This is a genomic window from Streptomyces sp. NPDC088252, assembly GCF_044740965.1.
Taxonomy (GTDB): Bacteria; Actinomycetota; Actinomycetes; order Streptomycetales; family Streptomycetaceae; genus Streptomyces.
In genome coordinates, this window is the sequence record NZ_JBIURS010000002.1 from 197,805 (window position 1) to 220,207 (window position 22,403).

Below are 22,403 nucleotides of genomic sequence, written 5' to 3' on the forward strand. Positions count from 1 at the left end.
GCGCCCCACCGCGGCAGCCGCGGACCGGACCTCCCATCCTGCCGCACCCGCGCCCCCGTACGGCGGCCCAGGGTCGTCGCGATCTGGGAAAAGCCCCGCGACCCTCCTGGTCGGCTCGTTAAAGTGATCGTCGTGACGGCCTCGACACCCTCAGCGACACCGCCGCCGCCCGCGTTCGCGACGGCGAGCAGGAACCACTATCGCGCGGCCACGCTGGCCGCCGAGAAGGACCTGCGGATATCCGCCGACCATCTGGCCGGGCTGGCGGCGGAGTGCGCCGTCAAGGCCATTCTGATCGACTTCCTCGGGTCCCGGCTCGACGTGTGGAACAAGCCGGAGCATCCGGAGGTGAAGTACCTGGACCGCTCCCGCAAGAAGCCTCAGTGGACGAACAAACACGGGCACCTGCCGGAACTCTGGGAGCACCTCACCGCCGTCGCCCACCGCCGCCGAGGGGGCGGGTCGGGAGCGTTATTCACCCAGCTCATCTGGAACAACCCGTTCGCCGGCTGGGACGTCGGAGACCGCTACTGCGATGGCACCGCGATCACCGACACCGTGATCGGCCGGCATCTGAAGGCCGCGTACGACCTCATCGCCGCTCATGAGCAGGCGAGCATCCTGGGGACGAGGACCCGCGCATGAGCAGTTCCCGCGTGCGGTTCGACACCGCCTGGCAGGCCGCCCTCGACCACGCGCAGCAGGCCGCCGCACAGTTCGGCACGGACGTCGTCGTCACCCGAGACGTGCTCGGCAGGGCCTGTCTGCTCCTCGACGACCGGCGGAGCCCGCTCGCGCACGACGATCCGGCCGTGGTGACGCTCCGGGACGCGTTCACCGCCTCCACCCGGCCCTTCACCGGGCTCGAACCGGTCCTCTTCGCCGACAAATTGTTCGCACCCGAGCTGTACTTCGACGCCGACGACCGTGTGCCGGTCAGCCCTCGGCAGGGTTCCGGAACGGGCAGCGTGCACGTCCTGGAGCGAACCGTCATCGGCACCGACTGGGCCCGCAGCGTTCCCGCCCCGTCCGACGGGGCCGCAGGGCGCCGGGACCGGCGGGTGGCGCTGTACGGCTTCAAGGGCGGGGTGGGGCGCACCACCGCCACCGCCGTCCTCGCCAGGTACCTGGCCGGAACGGGCCGCTGCGTGCTCGTAGTAGACCTCGACCTGGAGTCCCCGGGCATCTCCAACCTGCTGGAGGACCCCGCCGGCATCCCCCGGCACGGCATCGTCGACCACCTCGTCGAGGCCGGTGTCGGCAACGCCGACGGGCTGGAGCTGGTGGCGCGGAGCACCGCGCTGCCGGTCAAGGGGAACGGAGAGGTGTGGCTCGCACCCGCGGGCGGCTCGCCGCTGGAGGGCGAGCCGTACGACTACCTCGCCAAGCTGAACCGCATCTACAGCGATCTCGCCGGGCTCAACCCCGGTGACGGCGAACGGCCGTTCGCCGCGCGGCTGGAGCAGGCCATCGCCGCCTGCGAGGACCAGGTGACCGCGCTGTCCCGGGCACCGGACGTCGTCCTGCTGGACAGCAGGGCCGGCATGCACGACATCGCGGCGGTCACCCTGACCCATCTCAGCGGGCTTGCCCTGCTGTTTGCGGTGGACAACCCCTCCACCTGGGAGGGCTACAAGATGCTGTTCACGCAGTGGCAGCAGCGCCCCACCCTGGCCCGGGAGCTGAGGGAGCGGCTGCGGATCGTGGCGGCCATGTTCCACTCCGCCGGGGACGCGAAGCGGCTGCCCGCCCTGCGCGACCGCGCCCAGGAGCTGTTCGCCGACACGCTCTACGACCAGCTCGACACGGACGAGGACGGCACGGACGAGGAGAGCGACGAGCCGTATCACCCTCCGCTGGAGGACAACGACGCGCCGCACGCCCCCGTCCCCATCCTCTTCGGCAACGACCTGGTGGGGCTGGACCCCCTGCGCAGCCGGGACTGGCCCGAGCTGCCGTTCGTCGAGGCTGCGTACCGGACGTTCACGACTACGGTGGAGCGTCTGCTGCCGAATCCGCACCCCGCCCCGGAGTCCTCATGACCGCCGCACCGACCACCGACGAGTACCGCACTCTAATCGCCAGGGCCCTCGGTGCCGCACTCGACGCGGACACGGACGGTCCGGACCTGCGGCGGCTGTTCACCCCGTCGAGCCACCGCCTCGCGCTCGACCCGGACGTGACCGTGGTCCGGGGCGCGCGCGGCACAGGCAAGACGTACTGGGCGAAGGCGCTGATCGATCCCGAGCTGAGGGAGGTGGCCGCACAGTCATACATGATGCCGCGGCTCCGGCGGGTCCGGGTCACCACCGGGTTCAGGACAGGCGGCAACAGTGAGACCCCTTACCCGGGTAAGCGCAAAATCGCCAGGCTGTTGCGGGACGTGGTTGATCCCGAGGGCTATGACATCTTCTGGCACGCAGTCGTGATGATGGCGCTCGACGTACCGGAGATCGCGAGCATTCCTGACTGGTCCGACCGTATCCGCTGGGCCGCGGCGAACGAAGACGCGTATGACGACGCGCTAGGCAAAGCCGACCGGGAGGCCCGGGACAGCGGCGAGACGCGCGTGCTGCTCTTCGACGCCTTGGACCATCTTCACGCGGACCGCACGACCGCCGACCGGCTGGTATCGGCGCTGTTCCAGGTGGCGCTGGAACTGCGGCTGACCACAGGGGCGCTGCGCGCCAAGATCTTCGTACGCCCGGACATGTACGACAGCGCCCCCAAGACGTTCCCGGACGCCTCGAAACTGGGAGCGAACGCGGCCGACCTGACGTGGAGCCGAGAGAACCTCTACGGGCTGCTTTTCCACCGGCTGGGCAACCATCCGAGTACCGAGGCGGAGAAGTTCCGGGCACAGTACGGCAAGTGGGAGGTGCAAGGTGAGGGGCGATTTGTCGCGCCGGTCGACCTGATCGCCGACGAGAAGTGCCAGGAGCAGGCTTTCATCGCCCTGGCTGGGCCGTACATGGGAACCGACCGGCGCAAGGGTCACACCTTCACCTGGGTTCCGAACCATCTCCAGGACGGCAAGGGACGCGTGAGCCCAAGGACCTGGCTGCTCGCGCTGCGCACGGCTGCGGACCTGACGGCGGCGCGGTACGCCATGCAGCCGTACCCGCTGCACTACGAGGCGCTCCGAGAGAGCCTGCACGAGGCGTCGCGGGTCCGGGTGGACGAGTTGAAGGAGGACATCGGCTGGGCCGCCGCAGCCATCGGACAGCTTGAGGGCGAACAGGTACCCATGGAGCCGTCACACGTCCGCTTCCTGTGGGAGCAGGGTGGTCTTACTGGCATCCTTCGGGACATGGTCGCCGCCGACGGAGGCGCCGAGGGACCTGAGGGAGGACGTGATGGGGGCAGCGGCCCCCGTGCCGCCGACGATCCCTTCGCGCTCATAGAGGAACTGGTGGAACTCGGTGTCCTGACCAAACGCACCAGCGGCGCACTCGACCTCCCCGACGTGTACCGGCTGGCGTTCAACATCGGCCGCAAGGGCGGGGTGCCCCGCAAGTCCTGAGCCGCGCCCGGTGCCGTCCTGCCGACGCTCAGCCCGTGCCGGCCGGCACCCGCAGCGTGTCCAGGAACTCCTGGTCCAGGTGCGCCCGTTCCCCGTCGCCGCCGATCACCTCCACCGTCCGGCCGTCCAGCTTCGGCTCCTGGGCGCGCGTCTCGACCGTGCACAGCAGCCACAGGCCGTGCGGGGCGTCGGCGGGGCGGCGTGCCGTGTTCTGGAGCCGGACGAGGAAGGCGTGGCCGCCCTCGTCCCAGTAGCGGGCGACCAGGCCGGCGTCGTGCAGGAACAGCACGGTGCGCGGCGCGTCGGCGCGGGCGAGCACCGCCTGCTCGACGCGCTGCCAGACCACCCGGACGAAGGACGCCAGCCCCGGCTTGATGCTGCCGGGGGTGGAGAGGCTGTCGGCACGCAGGACCTTCTGCCAATCCTGTCCTTTCTCCGCGGCCAGGGCGTGGAAGGCGGTGAGGAACAAGTCCGACAGGTCGACGGCCTCGACCGGCAAGGCGGCTGCCACGGTCTCCGCCGCTCCCGCGAACGCGTTCGGCTTCACTGTGAGGGCGAGGAACCCGCCCCGCTCCGCCACGGCGGTCAGCCGCTCCCGCAGCGGGCCGTGCGGGTCCTGGCGGTCGGCCCGAGTCACGGGGGAGGGCGGCTGGTAGCTGGTGAGGGCGCCGGTGGAGCTCCACGGCCCCCTCGACTCCGGCGCCCTGGGGAAGAACTTCTCCGCCTCGTCGTGGTACACGAGGTCGAACCGCGCGCCTTCGAGGGCGTCCAGCAGTTCCACATGGGTGGGTTCCCGGGAACCCGACACCAGGTCCAGACCCGGGAAACGGGCACGCAGGCGGGCCACCAGCTCGGCGACGGTGATCCCCCGGTCGCGGCGGACGCCCGCGCCCGCCTGGGAGATGCGCACCGCCCGTTCCAGGCTCAGGTCACGTGGGTACAGCTCCAGCCGGGGCGTGGCCGCGACGCCGGGGGCCGTCGCGGCGGCCAAGGACACCAGGCGGGTGTCGGCGAGCGGTGCCAGTCCGTCGGGCGCGGGCACGGACCGCAGGGCACGCAGGACCTCGCCCCGGCCGGGCAGGGGGTCCTGCCGGGCCAGGCGTTCGGCGGCCTGGCCGAGGAGCGCCGCGTAGTCCGCCAGCTCGCGCGGGCTGGGGTCGTCGGCGCCCGGCAGGGACTCAGCGGCGAGCAGGACGGTGTCGCCGCGCCGGTGCACGGCGAAGCGGGGCTCGTGCTGCCCGGCGGGGTCCTCGTCCTGGCGTTCGGCGGTCTCCGCGTCGGCAGCGGCCCGCACGACGGCCAAGGCCCTGGCCAGCGTCCTCGCAGGAGCGTCCGGCCCGGCGCCGTGGCGGGCCCGGAGTTCGGCCGCGGCCTCGTCGGCGGTCATCACCCGGCCGACAGCCTCGACGATCTCGGTCAGCTCGGTGCGGACCGGGGCCAGCCAGTCGGCCTCGGTCCACCTCCTGATCTCGTTCCGGTGGTGGCGGGAGACGGAGGTCTGCTTGATGCCCAGATGGTCGGCGATCCGGGCCTGCACGGGCCATGCGCCGAGCGGGGACAGCCCGCCGTCGTCCAGGGGCAGGCCCAGGGTGAGGCGTACGACGTCAGCACGGTGGGAGCCCTTGCGACCCGGCTCGGGGGCGAGGAGCGCGGCCATGTCGTCTATCGACAGGATGCCCGTCTCGCCGCCGGGGGCGGAGTGGTTCCGTCCGGTGTCGTCCGGCGCCTGCCTGCGGGGCGCGTACGGCGCCGCCGGGCGCAGCACGGTGGCCCACTGCCTGCGACGCCGGTTGAGTTCCTTGCGGACGAGGTTTCCCGCGCCACGCGCCTTGGAGATGGCGTAGGGCTGGATGTCCAGCAGCTGGCCGACCGTCGTCGCGCCCAGCCCGCCGGCCACCGACACGGCACGAGGGGACAGGCCGGCGGCGTCCAGCGGCGTCGTCAGGTCGGCCGCCGCGGCGGCGCGGTCGCGGGCCGCCAGCGGGTCGTCGGAGGGGCTGCCGACGGTGGAGGGGGTCGTGGCGGGCGCCGTCGCGTCGGCCGCCCGGAACACCTCGCGCCACGCGTCCCACATCTGCCGCAGCGTGTCGAAGCGCTGCTCGGTGTCGCGGTGCAGCGCACGCTGGAAGAAGACGGTGAGTCCCTCGCGCAGCGCAGGCTCGAACAGCTCGGTGGCGACGTGGAGTTCGGCCGACTCGTTGGTCAGCGGATCGAGCTGCCCCTCGCCCCACAGCGGACGCTCGCCGCTCGCCATCTCGTGGAGGGTGACGGCGGCGGCGTACCGCTCGGCGTGGTCGTCGTAGTGGGCGCGGCGCATCGAGCCGAGGAACGGGTCGAGGTAGCCGCGCGTGCCGGCCTTCACATCCCGGTCGGACGCGTCCGTCAGGGAGAAGTCGAACAGCTTGAGCTGCCGGGTGCGGTCCTTGCGGCGCTGGATGCCGAAGTTGTCCGGTTTGATGTCGCGGTGGCGCACGCCCTGCGCGGCGAGCTGGTCCAGGGCGCGGAACAGGTCGTCGGCAAAGCGCTCCAGGTCGTGGTAGCTGAGCTGCCCCTTGCCGCGCAGCCGTTCGCCGAGCGACTGCTCGCCGGCGTACTCCAGCTCCAGGACGGTCCGGCCGCCGAGCTCCCGCAGTCCCTCGCCGCGCAGCTGGACGACGGAGCCGCCGCCGACCTTGCGCAGCGCCCGTTCCTCGGCGCGCAGCCGCCCCGCCTTCTCCTCGTCGAGGGCGACCTTGAAGACGTGCTCGTCGATCTGGGTGCGGCCGTCCTCGTCCTCCGTGGCCCGCTCCACCAGCAGGGCGCGGGCGGTGGCACCGGTGCCCAGGACACGGCGTACCGTCCACTCGGCGTCGAGCGCCTGACCGGGCACCGCTTCGAGCGGATCGACGCAGGCCGCCGCCGGAGAGTCCGGGAGGATGCCGGCGCGTTCCGCCTCGTCCAGCAGGTCCAGGAAAGCCTCGGCCGAGCCGAGGCGCTCGTCGACGTCGGCGCGGGTCGCCCGGAAGACCAGGTCGTCGAGTGCGTCGGGCAGGCCGTCGGCCACCGCGAACAGGCGGAGCCCGCCGTCGCTGCGGAGCCGTTCGGCGAGGTCACTGCGCTGGGTGGCCGGAGGGCGGCCGGTGAGGATCAGGTAGGCCAGTGCGCCGAGACCGAAGATGTCCAGGTCGGCCGGGTCCGCGTACGGCTGGTCCGACTCGGGGGCGAGGTAGACGCGGGCCGCGTCCTCGATCAGGGCGGCGTCGAGGGCGGAGCCGCCGATGGAGCGGAAGAACGTGGCGTTGCTGTCGAAGTCCCGCGCCGCGGTCTGCCAGTCGGTGATCCGCAGCTCGGGGTTGGCCCCGTCGGCCCGGAACGACACGTACACGGAGCGGGCCGCGAGCGCCCGGTGGTAGAGCGAGCGGTTGTGCGCGTAGCGGACCGCCTCGGCGAGCTGCCGGACCAGGTCCAGGCGGATCTCGGGGGTGAGCCTGCCGCCGTAGGTGTCCAGGTACTGGTCGAGGCGGAGATCGCCGTGACGGTGGCGGAAGAGGATCGCCGGTCCGCCCTGGTGCTCGCGGTAGTCGAGCGCGTCGACGATGCCGCGGTGGGTGATGCCCTGCAGCACCTGGTACTCGCGGCGCGCGGCGCGTTCGGTTGCCTTGCGGGCCGCCTCCGTCGCCATCTGGCTCACCAGATAGATGCGGACCCGGCCCTCCTCCTGGACGAGGCCGTCGTCCCGGGTGGCCAAGCGGTCCTCCCAGGAGGGTCCCGCGTCGAGCGGGTGCGGCTCCATCTTCCAGGCGTCGCCGAAGCGGAGATGTGCCGTGGACTGGCGGATCCCAATCGCCTTCAGCAACTGCGGCAGGGTGTGCCGCGAGAACTCCGGCGTGATACGCCGGTCGGGACGGTCGGGGGGCAGGCCGAGGAAGTCCTGCCAGATCCGCTTCAGGCCGCTGCCGCCGTCGTCCCGGCCGTAGACCTTGATCTGCTGGACCTCGTCCAGGTGGCTTTCCAGGTCGGGTGACGACAGGAACACGGCGGGCTCGACGCGGGGGACCACCCGCTCGGAGAGGCCCAGCTTGCGAGCCGCCCACTGGAGCTGGCTTTTCAGCTCCTTGGACTTCAGGTCGGTCAGGTGCAGGGGGTTGTTGATGGTCCGCATGCGGTCGGGTCCCTGGAAGTTCCAGGTCGACCCGGTGTTGCGGAGCTGCCCCGGATGCCCCTTGATCTCGATGAGGAAGAGTCCGGCGGGAACGGCAACCAGCAGATCGCACTCGTTGACGCGGCCGGACATCGCGGTGAAGGAGAACGTGGCCCAGGCGCGGAACGGCTCGGCCTGCGGCATGAGAGCACGCACATGGTCCAGCGCGTCCTGCTCCCACGGGTACGGCGAGGGGCGCTCCTGGAACCACTGCCGGGCGGGACGCGGCGGGCCCGGCTTGGGCGCACCGGGCCTCGGTGCCGACGTGCCTGACTGAGCTGTCACCGTCCGGCCTCCCCAGGCTTTCCTCACGGACCACGTGTAAAAGTGCCTGGTCGAGCCTATCGCGACGGGGAGGAGCCGAAACCGGTTTGTGGACGGAGACCGAGCGGCCGTCCGGCTCGGGTACGTGCCGTCTTCGCCGCGCACCGGCGACGTCTCACACCCGGCGCGGCACCCACAGCCGGCCACGACGCGTGCAACAGCCTCTACCTCGGATGACGGCAGATCTGCGGGAGCCGTGATGACTTCAGGAGCCTGTCGAGCGACGCAACCCCTTCATCGTGAAAGGCTGATCCCGATGCGCCCGGCATGAGTCGACGCAGCGCGTGGGTCGCGATGTCGGCAAGGGTGGCTCCGAGATCGCCGCCCAGGTCGATGGGCAACGTGCCGATGAGGTTGACCTCGCGATCGTCCCACTCGTCGATGTGTTCCGAGAGGAAATCCACCGCCACCTTCTGCCGACGGGCAAGAAGGAGCAGCTCGCAGGCGTGCGCGGCGTCGCGGAGATGAAAGCGGAGGCGGGCTGTGATGCGCGAGGGCCCGGGTTCCTGGCAGGTGATGACGAGCTCGTCGGCGTCTCGGCTCTTGGCTGTGACGCCCAGCTGCATACCGCCACGGGCGAGCAGTTCCTGCGCTGCCCGTTGTTCGCGTTCGTCGTGAAGGGCGATCGACCACCATGGAAGCGGACCCCAGGTGCCGTGCGTCGCCACATGCTCGGGGAAAGGGGTGAAGGACTGGTACCTCCGCTCCAGCAGATGCTGCTGGAAGGTGGCGAGGCAGCCGTCTTGGAAGTGTTCGTCCTGGCTGCGCTCGCGCAGTAGCTCGTACTCGATGGCACTCATGCCCTCCACCGCCAGGGCGATGTACTCCAACTGCTCCCGGATGATCTCTGCGGCACGCTCAAGGACACCGCGGAACTCGTCGCCGGAAGGTGCCTGATCGAGGAGACGGCCCAGAGCACGCTGCGCAGCCTGGCAGCGGGCGAGATCTCCGCCGAGGCTCACCAGGTGGCGAGCCTTGAGGATGCTCCAGGGGCGGGTGGACGTCCACCGATCCCAGGCACGGTCGCCGCCAAGCCGGCCAAGCGCCATGGCTCCGACGTTGCCGACACGGAAGTCCGGCTCGCCCTTCAGCCTCTCCCACACGTCGGGGTATGCCTCCAGTGGAGAGGACGGCAGCGCCGAGAGTGCCGCGTGGACGCGAGAGTCCGTGCTGTGCCACAGCTCCCTGAGTTCGCGTTCCACTCGTGTGCGAGGCATCGTGCGCCCTCGTTGGGCTGCCCAGTACTCGATGAGGAGCATGTCCGTGCTCTCCGGGCTCCAGGAGAGCAGGCCCAGGCCGTCGAGAACCACAACGGTGGTGGCCAGCCCGTCGTGCTCGAACCCGAACTGGACCTTGGCGATGAGTTCGTTGAGCTCATCGCCATCAGGGCCGGGCGCTGTGAAAAACGGACTGGCGGCGAGCCAGTCACAGATCCTCGCCCTCCTCTCACCCCGGGCGAGCCGGACGGCGATCCGCGCGATCAGCAGGGAGCCGAGGAGCCCGTGATCACCGAAGTCGGTGCGCAGTCGCCCCTTGCCGAGTGCCGGAACATCCCGCACATGCCAGAGCAGCCCTTCTTGGATCGCACGGAACCATTCCTCTCGCAGAGCCGCGAGCGTGGGCTTCTCCCGAGGCCGCTTCCACTTGTTCCGGAACAGCGCGATGGCGTGCCCCTGGTCACCGGCCCGTTGCTGAGGCACCGGCATGCCTTTTGCGGCCAGTTCACGGCTGACGTGCCGGTAGAGAGAGTCCATGTCGAGTGGACCCGACACCTCTGGAATGCCCTCGGAAACGGCTCGCACAAGTTCACCGGTGAACGCGGTGAAGGGCGCACCCACGGGCGCCATGGCCGCCTGCGTCGCGGCTGACGCGGTCATGACACAGGTGCCCTCGATGGCAGTCTGGTCCGCGAACTCATCCGACCCGCCCATGTATCCCTCCAGCGCGGCACCGCTGTAGCAACAGTCGAGGATCACGACCTTTCTGGGCGCCGCGCTTTCCAGCACTTCAGCACGGAGGTCGCTGAACGCCACTGACTCGTACAACTTGCGCCCTTGCTCGGAATGTCCCAGTGCAAGGTAGAGAGAGCCATCGGGTGACCGCATGCCGTGGCCGGCGAAGTACACCACCAGCGTGTCTGTCGCCTCGCTCGCCGCCTGGTATACGGCATCGAGCACGTCCTTACGGTCAGCGGGGTTACGCACCGTCACGCAATGACCAGTAGGCAGGCCCCCAGCCTGCGGAGACGTGAACAGCTCTGCCAGCCTGACGAGGTTGTTGTGCACTGCCGGCAGGCCCGGGAAGGTCTGGTACTCATCCGCACCGATCAGCACCACACGGGTTCTGTCGGGGTTGGGCAGCCCCATCACCGATTCCCGGAGCCCGACGGAGCCGACTGCTGTCCCGCACCAGTGGCCTCGGGCTCTCCGCCGTGAGGTTCGGAAGCCAACAGCTCTGCGACGCGGCGCAACGTGTCGCCCGACGTATCCTGCACGGTCACTGTCATACCGCCGCGTTCGAAGGTCACGGCCCCGGGCTGCGAAGGGCGGGCTGCTCGCCAGGCGACCACGACGTTCACCAGCAAGCTTGCCGCGGCAATTCCATTGCTGACGAACATGTTGATGATCTCGCCCGCGCTCATGCGATCAGAGGCTTCGGAGGCTCGTGCCAGTTCGAACTCCATGTGACGCCGGAGTTCGCGATCCTGCCGCAGCCAGTAGTACAGATCATGTGTCGCCGCGTCGTCGCCCTGCGTATCGACCGTGATCTGAATCTCCACGACGTCTCCCCCTGTTGCCTCTGCTACCCGGCGCTCACGGCAAGAAATGGATACGGAACCATCACTCCTGCCGCAGCTCTCAGCCCGGAGAGAAGAATACGTCCCAACTGGACCTCAGACTCGCGCCGTTGATGCGCACCTCACGCTGCCGACTACGCTGCGTCAGCGGCCTCAGCGACAGCCGCGATCCGAAGCAGGCGCTCCAGCTCCTTCCGCCCGCGCCTGATCAAGTCGAAGGCAACCACCGGATCCATGTCCGGCGGCAGCGGGGTATCGGTGAGGACGTCCGTAAGGGCGTACCGACCAAGCAGCCACCGCTGCAGTGCGCGCCAGTCGGCACCACGGTCAAAAGGTAGGTCATCCGCCCATGGCAATGCCTCGTACCGGGTGTCGTCGGTGCCGCTAGCGTGGAGCAGCCCGGAGCGGCGCACGAGGCACGGGAAGCAGACACCACAGTTGGCGATAGGAGGGCCGCCACTTCGGCGGGATGGCGGCTTGCCGCAACTCAAGGTGGACTCCAGGTCGGACGTAGTGAGGCCCGCATCACGCCCGACCTTGCATACCTCGCCTTTCGTCAGCCGTGCCAAGGGGTTAACCACCTGCACCGTGCTCTCTGTGTCACTCACGGCAGTTACCAAGGCGTTCAGAATGCCCAGTGTCCGCGGGTGCACGGAACGCGTGGAGCAGGCTGCCGAACGCGCTGCTGTCAGAGGCGGATTGAGGGCGAGCTGGCCGTTCTCGGGGATGTGGACGGTGCCCACCCCGTGCGCGGCGGCCGCGCGGATCGCGCCCGCCGCGTACAGCAGACCACGTGTGCGGGAGGAGGTCTCCAGCCGTGACCCCGAGCCGTCGCCCGCTGGGGTCTGGCTCATCGGTAACAGCAGCACCGGCCGTGCTCCGTCCAGTCGCTCGACGGCCTTGTACACCCGCTGCTGGAGACGCAGCAGGCCGATCTCGCGGAACATCACGAGCAGGAGCGGTCGGGATTCGTTGGCGCGCGAACGGGTGGCAGCCCAGCTGAGGGAATCCAGTCCACCGGAGAACAAAGCGACTTCCGATGCACGCGGGTCGTCGGGAGAGACCATCGCCTCCTCGACGTAGTGACCGGTGAGAGGCCGGAAGTCCACGTTCCAGAGGTCCCCGGTGAGGACCTGCAGGAGGGCAATGAGGTGGGTACGGACAGCCGTGCTTCCCCACCGCTCGTGTTCCGTGACGGGCACGGCGAGGCTGATGCGGCGGGTCCACCGGTCCTGCGCTCCGGTCCGGCGTACGTACTTGTCGGCGATGAACGCGGCCCTGGCGACGCGGAACAGATCCTCAGCCCAGTCGGGGACAGGACCGGGCAGATAGTGCCGGCCGGTGATGCGGCGCTCCTGTTCCTGGAAGGCTTCCTCACCGATCTCCGTCCAGCGGTCGCCACGAGGTCGGTCGCTCCTTGGGCCGCGCCACCACAGGAAGTCGTCGGAATCGGTCACGCCGCAGCTCCCTCTTCGCCGGTGATCTCCTCGGTGATCAGGCCAAGCACCTTTCCGACCGCCCGCGGCACCAGCAACTCGGCGATCTTGGGCAGTGCGGCCGACGGATCCTCCACAGCGCCCACCACCAACTGCGCGGTTTCCAGAGCCTGTGCAGGGTCCGTCGCTTCGACGGACTCCTCGCAGGGATTCGGCACCAGGTCCACCACCTTCTCCGCGACCCAGTCGGCGATCCTGCCTTCCGGATCGGTCGCGATGAGCACCGGCACCGCCAGTTTGACGTGCTCGGCGACAACAGACCGGAGGAACTCCCCCACCATGTCGGCGAAGAACGCCTGGTAGAGATCGCACAGGATGTCCCAGGCAAAGCCACCGCCCGCGGCACCCGCGTCCATGGCGTCGTCCAGCTCGGGGTGCCTGTCCCAGACATCGCGGACCGCAGCGGCCACCCCCCTGCGCACCGCGGCGTCGGCGAGCGTGCCGCCGTCTCCGCCGACCTCCGAGATGAGACGTGCGACGAGCGTGTCCGCCGACTCCGCGCCCTCGGCGGCCAGCGAGCCCAGGGCCCCGGCGAGCCGCTCACCGGCCGCACAGGCCGTGTCGTACAACCCGAAAGCCGATCGGTCGGCACGGAGCGTCTCGTGCAGGGCACGCAGATGGTCCGCGGCGATCTCCTCCAGCCGCTGGTCCGGGTTGCGCGAGTCGTCTCGCCAGCGCGCCAGCCGCCTCGCAGCGGAGCTCCACCGGTCGCCGCTCGGCCCCTTCCACCGCGTGGATGTCCCCATAGCACCCCCAACCCGATGGTGTCCCGCCCCGGTCTCCCAGTCATGGCATCAGACCGGACGGTCCCCAGGTAGAGCGGGACTCGGCCAGCGCGGCGCGGACCGGTCCGGCGGTCAGCCGGCCAGGAATATCACTTTCTGTTACACATGTGCCTGAGAGCGCGACCAGACGTAGCGTTGGGTCACGGACATCGCGCAGGCCCCCGACCCCGGGCAGGTCAGGGCTGGCAAGATTGGTTCTTGCGCCGTGTGTCGTGCGGTTCGCGCTTGCTGCGGAACGCTAGGCCAACTCCGCGTGGTTCAGCGGAGGGCCGCTCTACTCGCCGCGGTCGGCCTCCGTGGACACGACGCAAAGGACGGACTCAGCAGTCGCTGGCTGAGATCCCGCTGGGAGCCATCTGGGAGCCAACCGGCTCCCCAACCCCCTTCGACGCCACCCGAGACCAACGCACCCCAACGCCCTGACCAGGCCAAACAGCAATCCGGCCGGTGGCAATCCCCACCGAACCTCATTCGGGACGAAGAGGTCGTGGGTTCAAATCCCGCCACCCCGACAGCTGAAATACCAGGTCAGGGGCCTGATCCACCTAGTGGATCAGGCCCCTGAGTGGTTCCTGGAGATCGTTTGGGAGAAATCCGGGAGAAGATCCTGGTCGGGGTCTCCCAGCTTGCTGCCCGGCTTCGGTCGGCTCCGGCTCGGCCGTCCCGCCCATCACCCCACGCAGAGGCGAACCGGCCTGGGGGTGCCGCCCTGCATGTCCCGACCATCAACGGGAGACATCTCGCCGACCGCACCGAGAATGGGCAGGTTGAGGTACTGGAAGCCCCCGCGAGATTTCCGAGCCGCCAGTGTCAGTCGTGGTGGGCGAGCTCGACCGCGGAAGCGAGCAGGATCACGGCCGACACCACGGACGCCGAGCGCGTCGAGCGGAGGGGAACGATGTACTGGTCAGTGGATATGACGGACATCTTCGCTGGTGGCTGTACTGCCCGCCAGGGCGCGATCCCGCCTTCGGGGAAAGGCACCGGGTGTCCGCTCAGGATTCATCCGGACCTCCAAGCACCGGCATCGGCGTCCGGGCCCGTCCGCCCCTGGGTTCATGGAGCACCGAACCGCCACCGCGCCTCGGCCCCGGGAGGCCAGAGCCGAGGCGCGGTCAAGAAGCCGATCAGATCGTGTCCGCGACCTTGATGTAACCCCGCTGGATGACCCACTTCTGGTTGGTGTGGTTGACGCACTGCCAGATGCGTACACGATCACCGTTGTTGCGGCTGTTACCGGCGTCCAGGCACATCTCCTTGGGCCGTCCCATCGTGTCGGCGAGCACAATCTGCGCGTTGCGGATGATCCACTTCTGGTTGGTGTGGTTGACGCACTGCCAGATGCGTACACGATCACCGTTGTCGCGGCCGTTGCCGGCGTCCAGGCACATCTCCTTGCCGGTGCCGATCGTGTCTTCAACCTTGATCTGTCCATTGGTGATCACGAACCGCTGGTTCGTGTGGTTGACGCACTGCCAGATGCGTGCGTGATCGCCGTTGTTGCGGCCGTTGCCGACGTCCAGGCACATCCCATCGGCAGCCCGGGACGCAGGAGCCGCCACGGAGGACGGCACCCCCGCGCCGAGGGCGAGCACGAGCGCCGCGCCAGTGACGGAGCCGAGGCAGCGAGGAGAAAGGAAGGAAGCCATGAGCACAATCCCAATCGTTGGAGGGGAACCGACAGCACCGCCACGAGACCGGCAGTCGGCGCCCATGCATCCTGGATGCCGCTCTCGGTCGCCGGCAGGGATATCTCCAGGCACCCCCCGTTAGAGCGAAGCAAGATCACCCATCCGTCGGAGCCATGGGCAAATCATGGTGACGTCTCCGGCAGAGCGGGGCCGTGACCGTCGCGACGACCCGGGAACAGAGCCGACCGACCGATGTTCGATGTTCATGAGTAGCGGCGGCGGCACCGGCCCCTGTCGGCAGTAGCCATCCGAAACAGCGCCTCGGGTGAGGGCGGTGGGCGAGTGCATCCGTGATCACAAATAGGACAGCCGCCGAGAGCCGCGCAACAGGCCGGGACCGTGCGGGCTGATCAGGTCCTGCTCCGCATCGCACAAATCAGCGCTTGAGCCTGTCACGCAACAGGTCGTGACTGGTCAGCGCACAGAGCCCTCCCCGCTGACGGCCTGAGTCTCACGATCAACAATGACTGTCCGTATTGGATCTACGGCACTGTGTGACGATCCCTCTAGGCTCGTGACGTCACCAACGCCGTATCTCTGCCGTATCCCTGGAGGAATTCGTGGCAAGCGTCCGTACTCGACTCGCCGTACTGGGCTGCGCCGTTGCTCTCGCCGCAGGCGCTCAAGTCCCCGCGCAACTCGCCGACGCACCCCAGGCAGCCGCAGCGGCAAGGCACCAGTGGGTCGCCCTGGGCGACTCGTACACCGCCGGGGTCATCCCGGCCGCGGGCGACACCTTCGAAGTCCCCCGCGACGGCTGCGAGCGCACCGACCAGTCCTACCCCCAGGTCATCGACCGCGACCTCGGCTCCCTGTTCGACCTGATCAACGTCAGCTGCGGCGCCGCCACGATCGAGAACGTCACCTTCAGAGCGCAGGAGCCGATCGGCCGTCACCTGCCGCCCTTCTCCGAAGACCCGGACTATCCGTTCCCGGCAGTGCCGCCCCAGTCCGAGGCGGTGGGCCCGGGCACCGACGTGGTCACTGTCGGGGTGGGCGGCAACACCCTCGGGTTCGACGGCATCCTGCGCACCTGTCTGGAATTGGGCGCGGGCAGCGGTGGCGTGGGCACCCCGTGCCGGGACGACCTGGCCGACGACATCCCCGGCCGGCTGACCAAGGTGGGCAAGGAGTACGACGAGATGCTCGCCGTGCTCCACGAGCGGGCGCCGCACGCCAAGGTCCTGGCCGTCGGCTACCCCACGGTCATCCCCAAGGACACCTCCAAGTGCCGGTACAACGACCTGCAGCAGTTCGGACCGATCACCCAAGGGGACCTGGACTGGCTGCGCCAGGACGTCCTGGAACCCCTCAACAAGGTCATCGAGAAGTCGGCCGGCACCCAGGACGCGGTCGGCTTCGTCAACCTCTACGACTCCTCCCGGAACCACAGCGTCTGCGACTCCGGCAAGTGGGTCGAGGGCATCCTCACCAGCGACTCTCACCAGCCGGCTCTCGTGCACCCCAATGCCCGCGGCCACCGCAACGCCGCCGATCACGTCGCAGCGGCGATCCTGAACAGCATCGGCGTGGACTGACATCCCCAGCCCCCCATCCCGCATGAAACGCCTCCGGCCCGGCAGCCGGGCGGTTCCGGCAGCCGGGCGCCCGGACCAAGGAGCGTCTACCCACCATGGCGCGCCACGCGCCTTCGTCCCTTCGCCTCCGTCGGGAGGCGCGCCGAGACGGAGTTCACTGGAACCGGCGCTGCCGAAACTCGGAGTGCGGCCAGATAGCGCTCGGCATCCAGGGCCGCCGAGGCACCGCTGCCGGCGGCGGTGATGGCCTGCCGGTAAGTGTGGTCCACGACATCGCCTGCGCCGAAGACGCCGGGGATGTTCGTCCGGGTGCTCGGGAGGAGACCTTCAGGTAGCCGGAATCATCCAGGTCGAGCCGGCCGCCGAAGATCTCGGTGCGCGGGTCGTGGCCGATCGCGAGGAACAGGCCGGTGGCCGCGAGTTCGCGCGTGGCACCGGTGAAGACGTCCCGCACCACGACCCCGCCGAGCATGGCCCCGTCCGTCCTGCTTGAGTTCGGCGACCCCGGTGTCGAAGGCGAAGGAGATCTTGTCGTCGGAGAAGGCCCGGTTCCGCATGACTTTCGAGGCGCGCAAGGCGGAGCGGCGGTGGACGACGATCGCGGATTTGGCGAAGCGGGTCAGAAAGGCGGCTTCCTCCATGGCGGTGTCGCCGCCGACCACGACGATGTCACGGTCGCGGAAGAAGAATCCGGCGCAGGTGGCGCACCGGGACACCCGTCCGGAGAACTCTTCCTGGCCGGGGATGCCGAGTTTGCGGTAGCCGGAGCCGGTCGCGATGATCACGGTCTTCGCGCGGTGGACGGTGCCGGTCGAGTCGGTGAGCAGTTCGACGGGGCCGGTGAGGTCGACGGTGGTGATGTCGTCGTCGATCATCTCGGCGCCGAACTTCCCGGCCTGGGCCATTTCTCGGCCTGGGCCACTTCTCGGCCTGGGCCCGCATCGTGTCCATGAGGTCGGGGCCGTCGACGCCTCCGGGAAAGCCGGGGAAGTTCTCGACCTCGGTGGTGGTGGTCAGGGAGCCGCCGACGAAGATACTGCTGCCGAACAGCACGGGCCCCAGCTGGGCACGGGCGGCGTAGAGGGCGGCGGTGCAGCCGGCGGGGCCGGAGCCGGTGACGACGACGTCGTGCATGCCGCTCACGCCGTGGTCTCCGGGGCGATCTCGGCGATCAGGCCGTCGACCAGGGTCTTGATCTCGTCGCGGATGGGGCGGACGGCTTCGACGCCCTGGCCGGCCGGGTCGTCGAGCTTCCAGTCGAGGTAGCGCTTCCCGGGGAAGACGGGGCAGGTGTCGCCGCAGCCCATGGTGATGCACACGTCGGACTCGCGGACGGCGTCGATCGTGAGGACCTTGGGGGCCTCGGCGGAGATGTCGATGCCGACCTCGGCCATGGCCTCGACGGCGGCCGGGTTCACGCCGTTGCCGGGGTTGGAGCCTGCGGAGCGGACCTCGACGCGGTCCCCGGCCAGGTGGGTCAGCCAGGCGGCGGCCATCTGGGAGCGGCCGGCGTTGTGGACGCAGACGAACAGGACGGACGGCTTGCCGGAAGACTCGGCCATGTTGATCGTTCTCTCTCGTCGCACGGCGGGACCAGCTGCCAATGACTTCAGTTCCCGCTGGTATCAGCAGACAATGATGTGAGAGTATCAGTACATGCTGACTTCAGTCGATCCTGATCTGATCCGGGTGCTGGGCGATCCGCTCCGTCTCCGGATCGTGACCCTGCTGGCCCGCGAGACGCTCTGCACGACGCACCTGGTCGAGGAGACCGGCGCGAAGCAGACCAACCTCTCCAACCACCTGAAGGTGCTGCGCGAGGCCGGCGTGGTGGAGACCGAGCCGTGCGGCCGCTTCACCTACTACAAGCTGCGGCCCGAGGTCCTGGCCGGCCTCTCCGAGCAGTTCGCGGCGCTGGCCGAGTCCGCCCGTACCGCGGCCGCGAACAAGAGGGCCTGCCCGTGACCCCCACCGAATCCACCACCACCGCCGCGGCGGCGGCCGGGGATGAGTCGATCGTCAGGAAGCTCTCCACGCTCGACCGCTGTCTCGCGGTGTGGATCCTGCTCGCCATGGCCGTCGGTCTGGGGCTGGGGCGGCTGATCCCCGGGATGAACGACGCGCTGGCGAAGATCGAGGTCGGCGGGATCTCGCTGCCGATCGCGCTCGGTCTGCTGGTGATGATGTACCCGGTGCTGGCCAAGGTCCGCTACGACAAGCTGGATACCGTCACCGGCGACCGCAAGCTGATGGTGTCCTCGCTGGTCATCAACTGGATCGTCGGCCCGGCGGTCATGTTCGCGCTGGCGTGGATCTTCCTGCCGGACCTGCCCGAGTACCGCACCGGCCTGATCGTCGTCGGCCTCGCCCGGTGCATCGCCATGGTCATCATCTGGAACGACCTCGCGTGCGGCGACCGCGAAGCCGCCGCCGTCCTCGTGGCGCTGAACTCTGTGTTCCAGGTGATCGCGTTCGGTCTGCTGGGCTGGCTCTATCTCGATCTGTTGCCCCGGTGGCTGAACCTCGGCGACGGCCAGGGCCTGGACGTCTCCGTTTGGCACATCGCCCTCAACGTCATCGTGTTCCTCGGCATCCCGCTGCTGGCCGGCTTCCTCACCCGCCGCATCGGCGAGCAGAAGATGGGCCGCGAAGGCTACGAGCAGCAATTCCTGCCGAAGATCGGGCCCTGGGCGCTGTACGGGCTGCTGTTCACGATCGTCACCCTGTTCGCGCTGCAGGGGAAGACGATCACCTCGCAGCCCCTGGACGTGGCCCGGATCGCGCTGCCGCTGCTCGTCTACTTCGCGATCATGTTCTTCGGCACCTTCCTGCTCGGCAAGGGTCTGGGGCTGGCGTACGACCGCACGGCGACGCTGGCGTTCACCGCGGCGGGCAACAACTTCGAGCTGGCCATCGCCGTCGCCATCGCCACCTTCGGCGTCACGTCCGGCCAGGCGCTGTCCGGAGTCGTCGGCCCGCTCATCGAGGTGCCCGTACTGATCGGACTCGTGCACGTCGCGCTGGCCTGGCGCGAGAAGTTCACGCCCGCGGCACTCACCACCCCGGGAAGGGACGGCTGACGCACTGCTTCGACTGCCGCACCGCGGGAACGAACAGCCCCACTGTCGGCGTCTGCCAGGGCTGCGGAGCCGGAGTCTGCGCGACGCATGCCCGCATCGCGACCCGGAGCGTGCGACGGGGCAGCCTGACCGGCGCCCCCCGTGAGGCCGAAGCGCGGACGGTGCTGTGCCCGGTGTGTGCCGCAGCCGAGGCACCGACCGCAGCGGTTCCGGCCCCGCGACCGGCACGGTGGACGTCGTGGTGATCGGCGGGCAGGCAGGGCCCGCCGCCGGGTACCAACTGCGCCGCAAGAAGCTGGACTTCGTGATCCTCGACGCACAGGGCGCGCCCGGCGGGGCCCGGCAGCACACCTGGGACTCCCTCTGCACCTTTCCTCCCCGGCCGTGTACTCCTCACCGCCCGGCCGCATCATGCCCGCCCGACCGGGCCAGGAGTACCCGGACGCCGGGCACGTGGTGGAGTACCTGACCGCCTACGGCGACTGGACGGGGCCGGTCTCCGCCACCCTCATCGGCGTGGGGCGCCCGGCACGCGACGCCGTCCGGCAGATCGCCGAGCTACTGTCCTGAGCGCCTGCGGCATGCTGGAGGCATGCGGATCGAGGTCGTGGTCGCGCAGGACTGCCCGAACGAACAGCTGGCTGCCGGCCGGTTGCAGCAGGCGCTGGAGGCGGCCGGGCTGCAGGCGGCCGATGTCGTCACACGGGTGGTCACCGACCAGGCCGAAGCCGAACCGTGGGTAGCGGTCCGGGGCGTCGGGGAAGCGCATCCCGGGCAAGGACGAGTACCCGGCCGGGGAGAACAAGGGTGAGGCTGCTACAGAGCCGACGGAGCCACCATGGCCGAGCGCGTCTCCCCCTCCAGGCGTATCTGGCGCTCTGCTGTCCACCCGACTGCACCGGCTGACCCGCAGGCGCGGTCCGGAGGATCAGCTCCGCAGGTCGAGCATGGCGGACATGCCCGCCACGACGGACGGGGCGACCTGGTAATAGACCCAGGTCCCGCGCCGCTCGGAGGTCAGGAGCCCGGCCTCGCGCAGCTTCTTCAGATGGTGGGAGACGGTCGGCTGGGAGACACCGACGTCGGAGATGTCGCACACGCACGCCTCGCCGCCCGGATGCGAGGCGACCTTGGAGAACAGACGCAGCCGCACCGGGTCCGACAGCGCCTTGAACATCGCGGCCATCTTCTCCGCATCGCCCTGCGACAGCTCCCCGGCGGTGATCGGCGGGCAGCACGGCACCACAGCCCCCGCGTCCAGGACCGACAGCTCCACAACCTCTGACTTCGACACGCGTCTATGTTGACACTCATCGATACCGAGTGGCAAGCTCCAGACATCGACAGCAATCGAAACAGCGGTCGGAGCAGCCGCCCATCTCGGAGGAGATCACCGTCATGACCACCACTGCAGACCTGCCGGTCGTCGTCATCGGCGCCGGCCCCGCCGGGCTGGCCGCCGCCGCCCACCTGGTCGAGCGCGGCATCGAACCGCTGGTCCTGGAAGCCGGTCCGGCCGCCGCTTCCGCAGTGCGTGACTGGTCGCATGTGCGGCTGTTCTCCACCTGGGGCGAGGTCACCGACCCGGCCGCCGAGAAGCTCCTGGCACCGACCGGCTGGACCAAGCCCGACGCTGCCGCCTACCCGTCCGGTGGTGACTGGGCCGAGCAGTACCTCCGGCCCCTGGCCGATGTGCTGGGCGAGCGCGTCCGCCTGGGCGCCACGGTCACCGGGGTGTCGCGCACCGGCCGCGACCGCGTCGTCGACGCCGACCGCGAAGCCCAGCCCTTCGTCGTCCACTTCACCACAGCCGGCGGCGGTGAGGAGCGTGTCCTCGCCCGCGCGGTCATCGACGCCTCCGGCACCTGGACCACCCCGAGTCCGGCCGGGGCCGACGGCCTGCCCGCCCTCGGCGAGAAGACGGCGTCCGACCGCATCACCTACCGCGTCCCCGACCTTGAGGACCCCGCCGTCCGCGCCCGTTACGCCGGCAAGCGCACCGCCGTCGTCGGCTCCGGCGCCTCCGCGTTCACCGCCCTGGCCACCCTGGCCGACGTCTCGAAGGACGAGCCCGGCACGCACGCGGTGTGGATCCTGCGCCGCGGCATCAGCGGCTCCACCTTCGGCGGCGGCACCGCCGACCAGCTGCCCGCCCGCGGCGCTCTCGGCCTGGCCGCGAAGACCGCTGTCGACAACGGCCACGCCGACGCGGTCACCGGCTTCCGTACCGGGGCCATCGAGCGTGACGGCGACGGCCGTCTGATCCTGGTCGGCGAGGACGGGCGCCGTCTCGACCCGGTCGACGAGGTCATCGTCCTGACCGGCTTCCGCCCCGACCTGTCCTTCCTCTCCGAGGTCCGCCTCGACCTCGACGAGCGCCTCCAAGCTCCCACCGGGCTGGCCCCGCTCATCGACCCCAACCAGCACTCCTGCGGCACCGTCTACCCCCACGGGCACCGCGAGCTCTCCCACCCCGACTCCGGCATCTACCTGGTCGGTATGAAGTCCTACGGCCGCGCCCCGACCTTCCTGGCCATGACCGGCTACGAGCAGGTCCGCTCCGTCACCGCCGCCATCGCCGGTGACATCGAGTCCGCCGACCGGGTCGAACTCACCCTTCCCGAGACCGGAGTCTGCGGCGGCGCGGGACTCTTCGACGACCCGGCGGCCGACCAGGCCGACGGCGGAGGATGCTGCGCCGCTCCGGCACCCGCACTCGTACAGATCGGCGTCGGCGTTTCTCTGCCGGTCGCGGCCACCGAGGAATCGTCGTCGTCCGGCGGCTGCTGCGGAGCCTGAACAGCGCGCCCCGGCCACCTGACGGCCGGGGCGCTTCCACTCTGCGTCAGGAGGATCGTCATGTCCCGAGTGCAGCTCGCCCTGCGCGTCCCCCCCGACCTTCCCGCCTCGATCGCCTTCCACAGCAAGCTCTTCTGCACCGAGCCGGCCGAACTGTGCTACGGCTAAGCCGACTTCGCCATCGCCGACC

General features: G+C 69.7%; 17 protein-coding genes and 3 pseudogenes. 11 read left to right on the forward strand and 9 right to left on the reverse strand.

From position 1 onward, the window contains the following. Nucleotides 1–132 precede the first annotated feature (132 nt). Genes ACIOHC_RS04625 through ACIOHC_RS04635 form a run of 3 tightly spaced genes read left to right on the forward strand, consistent with a single transcriptional unit; the run spans nucleotide 133 to nucleotide 3,523 of the window. Complete coding sequence (locus ACIOHC_RS04625) at nucleotides 133–645, forward strand: hypothetical protein (RefSeq protein WP_401841412.1); 513 nt, start codon at nucleotides 133–135, stop codon at nucleotides 643–645. Then, nucleotides 642–2,042, forward strand: coding sequence for a KGGVGR-motif variant AAA ATPase (locus tag ACIOHC_RS04630; protein ID WP_401841414.1), 1,401 nt, complete (start codon nucleotides 642–644; stop codon nucleotides 2,040–2,042). Before ACIOHC_RS04625 ends, ACIOHC_RS04630 begins: the two co-directional genes overlap by 4 nt. Continuing rightward, nucleotides 2,039–3,523 (forward strand): hypothetical protein, encoded by a 1,485-nt coding sequence (locus tag ACIOHC_RS04635; protein WP_401841417.1) that lies wholly within the window; start codon nucleotides 2,039–2,041, stop codon nucleotides 3,521–3,523. Before ACIOHC_RS04630 ends, ACIOHC_RS04635 begins: the two co-directional genes overlap by 4 nt. Before the next feature lie 28 nt (nucleotides 3,524–3,551). Here the strand turns inward: ACIOHC_RS04635 and pglW are convergent, their stop codons facing one another. From pglW to ACIOHC_RS04665, 6 genes are all read right to left on the reverse strand, one after another. Then, on the reverse strand, nucleotides 3,552–7,988 hold the full coding sequence (gene pglW / locus ACIOHC_RS04640; protein ID WP_401841419.1) for a BREX system serine/threonine kinase PglW: 4,437 nt from the start codon (nucleotides 7,986–7,988) through the stop codon (nucleotides 3,552–3,554). Between the two features lie 203 nt (nucleotides 7,989–8,191). Continuing rightward, nucleotides 8,192–10,393, reverse strand: a complete 2,202-nt coding sequence (locus ACIOHC_RS04645) for a caspase family protein (protein WP_401841421.1) — start codon at nucleotides 10,391–10,393, stop codon at nucleotides 8,192–8,194. Then, a complete protein-coding gene (locus ACIOHC_RS04650; protein WP_401841424.1) occupies nucleotides 10,393–10,806 on the reverse strand; it encodes a hypothetical protein in 414 nt (137 codons plus the stop codon). The genes ACIOHC_RS04645 and ACIOHC_RS04650 overlap by 1 nt, the downstream gene beginning before the upstream one ends. Before the next feature lie 152 nt (nucleotides 10,807–10,958). Then, entirely contained in the window at nucleotides 10,959–12,281 is a 1,323-nt protein-coding gene (locus ACIOHC_RS04655; RefSeq protein WP_401841426.1) for a 7-cyano-7-deazaguanine synthase, read from the reverse strand. After that, a complete protein-coding gene (locus ACIOHC_RS04660; protein WP_401841429.1) occupies nucleotides 12,278–13,066 on the reverse strand; it encodes a hypothetical protein in 789 nt (262 codons plus the stop codon). The genes ACIOHC_RS04655 and ACIOHC_RS04660 overlap by 4 nt, the downstream gene beginning before the upstream one ends. A gap of 1,166 nt (nucleotides 13,067–14,232) precedes the next feature. After that, entirely contained in the window at nucleotides 14,233–14,754 is a 522-nt protein-coding gene (locus ACIOHC_RS04665; protein ID WP_389636163.1) for an RICIN domain-containing protein, read from the reverse strand. Nucleotides 14,755–15,356: 602 nt separating this feature from the next. Between ACIOHC_RS04665 and ACIOHC_RS04670 the strand changes: the two genes are divergently transcribed. Beyond that, the gene (locus tag ACIOHC_RS04670) at nucleotides 15,357–16,334 is read left to right on the forward strand and encodes an SGNH/GDSL hydrolase family protein (protein WP_389636162.1); all 978 of its coding nucleotides are present in this window, start codon (nucleotides 15,357–15,359) and stop codon (nucleotides 16,332–16,334) included. Between the two features lie 86 nt (nucleotides 16,335–16,420). Here the strand turns inward: ACIOHC_RS04670 and ACIOHC_RS04675 are convergent. Together ACIOHC_RS04675 and ACIOHC_RS04680 are read right to left on the reverse strand one after the other, a co-directional pair. Beyond that, a pseudogene (locus ACIOHC_RS04675) lies at nucleotides 16,421–17,477 on the reverse strand (NAD(P)/FAD-dependent oxidoreductase). Continuing rightward, nucleotides 17,474–17,896: an arsenate reductase ArsC gene (locus tag ACIOHC_RS04680; RefSeq protein WP_351083179.1), complete on the reverse strand. Its 423-nt coding sequence runs from the start codon at nucleotides 17,894–17,896 to the stop codon at nucleotides 17,474–17,476. Before ACIOHC_RS04680 ends, ACIOHC_RS04675 begins: the two are co-directional and overlap by 4 nt. A gap of 94 nt (nucleotides 17,897–17,990) precedes the next feature. Between ACIOHC_RS04680 and ACIOHC_RS04685 the strand changes: the two genes are divergently transcribed. The 5 genes and pseudogenes from ACIOHC_RS04685 (at nucleotide 17,991) to ACIOHC_RS04705 (ending at nucleotide 20,225) form a co-directional block, all read left to right on the forward strand. Beyond that, nucleotides 17,991–18,299: a metalloregulator ArsR/SmtB family transcription factor gene (locus ACIOHC_RS04685; protein ID WP_351083177.1), complete on the forward strand. Its 309-nt coding sequence runs from the start codon at nucleotides 17,991–17,993 to the stop codon at nucleotides 18,297–18,299. Further along, nucleotides 18,296–19,414, forward strand: coding sequence for an ACR3 family arsenite efflux transporter (arsB, locus tag ACIOHC_RS04690; RefSeq protein ID WP_389636161.1), 1,119 nt, complete (start codon nucleotides 18,296–18,298; stop codon nucleotides 19,412–19,414). The genes ACIOHC_RS04685 and arsB overlap by 4 nt, the downstream gene beginning before the upstream one ends. Then, a complete protein-coding gene (locus ACIOHC_RS04695) occupies nucleotides 19,411–19,659 on the forward strand; it encodes a DUF2180 family protein (protein WP_365694326.1) in 249 nt (82 codons plus the stop codon). Before arsB ends, ACIOHC_RS04695 begins: the two co-directional genes overlap by 4 nt. After that, nucleotides 19,590–19,891, forward strand: a pseudogene (locus ACIOHC_RS04700) (hypothetical protein); the annotation flags it as partial. The gene ACIOHC_RS04695 and the pseudogene ACIOHC_RS04700, both read left to right, overlap by 70 nt. A gap of 115 nt (nucleotides 19,892–20,006) precedes the next feature. Beyond that, the gene (locus ACIOHC_RS04705) at nucleotides 20,007–20,225 is read left to right on the forward strand and encodes a hypothetical protein (RefSeq protein ID WP_389636160.1); all 219 of its coding nucleotides are present in this window, start codon (nucleotides 20,007–20,009) and stop codon (nucleotides 20,223–20,225) included. A gap of 117 nt (nucleotides 20,226–20,342) precedes the next feature. Here ACIOHC_RS04705 and ACIOHC_RS04710 read toward each other — a convergent pair whose 3' ends face one another. Then, complete coding sequence (locus ACIOHC_RS04710) at nucleotides 20,343–20,708, reverse strand: metalloregulator ArsR/SmtB family transcription factor (protein WP_351083171.1); 366 nt, start codon at nucleotides 20,706–20,708, stop codon at nucleotides 20,343–20,345. A gap of 104 nt (nucleotides 20,709–20,812) precedes the next feature. Here ACIOHC_RS04710 and ACIOHC_RS04715 point away from each other — a divergent pair, with 104 nt between their 5' ends. Both ACIOHC_RS04715 and ACIOHC_RS04720 read left to right on the forward strand, forming a co-directional pair. After that, on the forward strand, nucleotides 20,813–22,213 hold the full coding sequence (locus tag ACIOHC_RS04715; protein WP_365694321.1) for an NAD(P)-binding domain-containing protein: 1,401 nt from the start codon (nucleotides 20,813–20,815) through the stop codon (nucleotides 22,211–22,213). A 60-nt stretch (nucleotides 22,214–22,273) separates the two neighbouring features. Continuing rightward, nucleotides 22,274–22,378, forward strand: a pseudogene (locus ACIOHC_RS04720) (glyoxalase/bleomycin resistance/dioxygenase family protein); the annotation flags it as partial. Nucleotides 22,379–22,403 lie beyond the last annotated feature (25 nt).

Bases quoted from the DNA above. Each gene is read 5' to 3' on its own strand.
- ACIOHC_RS04630 (WP_401841414.1), top strand. From the start codon at position 642: ATGAGCAGTTCCCGCGTGCGGTTCGACACCGCCTGGCAGGCCGCCCTC.
- ACIOHC_RS04635 (WP_401841417.1), top strand. From the start codon at position 2,039: ATGACCGCCGCACCGACCACCGACGAGTACCGCACTCTAATCGCCAGG.
- ACIOHC_RS04645 (WP_401841421.1), bottom strand. From the start codon at position 10,393: ATGGGGCTGCCCAACCCCGACAGAACCCGTGTGGTGCTGATCGGTGCG.
- ACIOHC_RS04660 (WP_401841429.1), bottom strand. From the start codon at position 13,066: ATGGGGACATCCACGCGGTGGAAGGGGCCGAGCGGCGACCGGTGGAGC.
- ACIOHC_RS04665 (WP_389636163.1), bottom strand. From the start codon at position 14,754: ATGGCTTCCTTCCTTTCTCCTCGCTGCCTCGGCTCCGTCACTGGCGCG.
- ACIOHC_RS04680 (WP_351083179.1), bottom strand. From the start codon at position 17,896: ATGGCCGAGTCTTCCGGCAAGCCGTCCGTCCTGTTCGTCTGCGTCCAC.
- ACIOHC_RS04685 (WP_351083177.1), top strand. From the start codon at position 17,991: ATGCTGACTTCAGTCGATCCTGATCTGATCCGGGTGCTGGGCGATCCG.
- ACIOHC_RS04705 (WP_389636160.1), top strand. From the start codon at position 20,007: ATGCGGATCGAGGTCGTGGTCGCGCAGGACTGCCCGAACGAACAGCTG.
- ACIOHC_RS04715 (WP_365694321.1), top strand. From the start codon at position 20,813: ATGACCACCACTGCAGACCTGCCGGTCGTCGTCATCGGCGCCGGCCCC.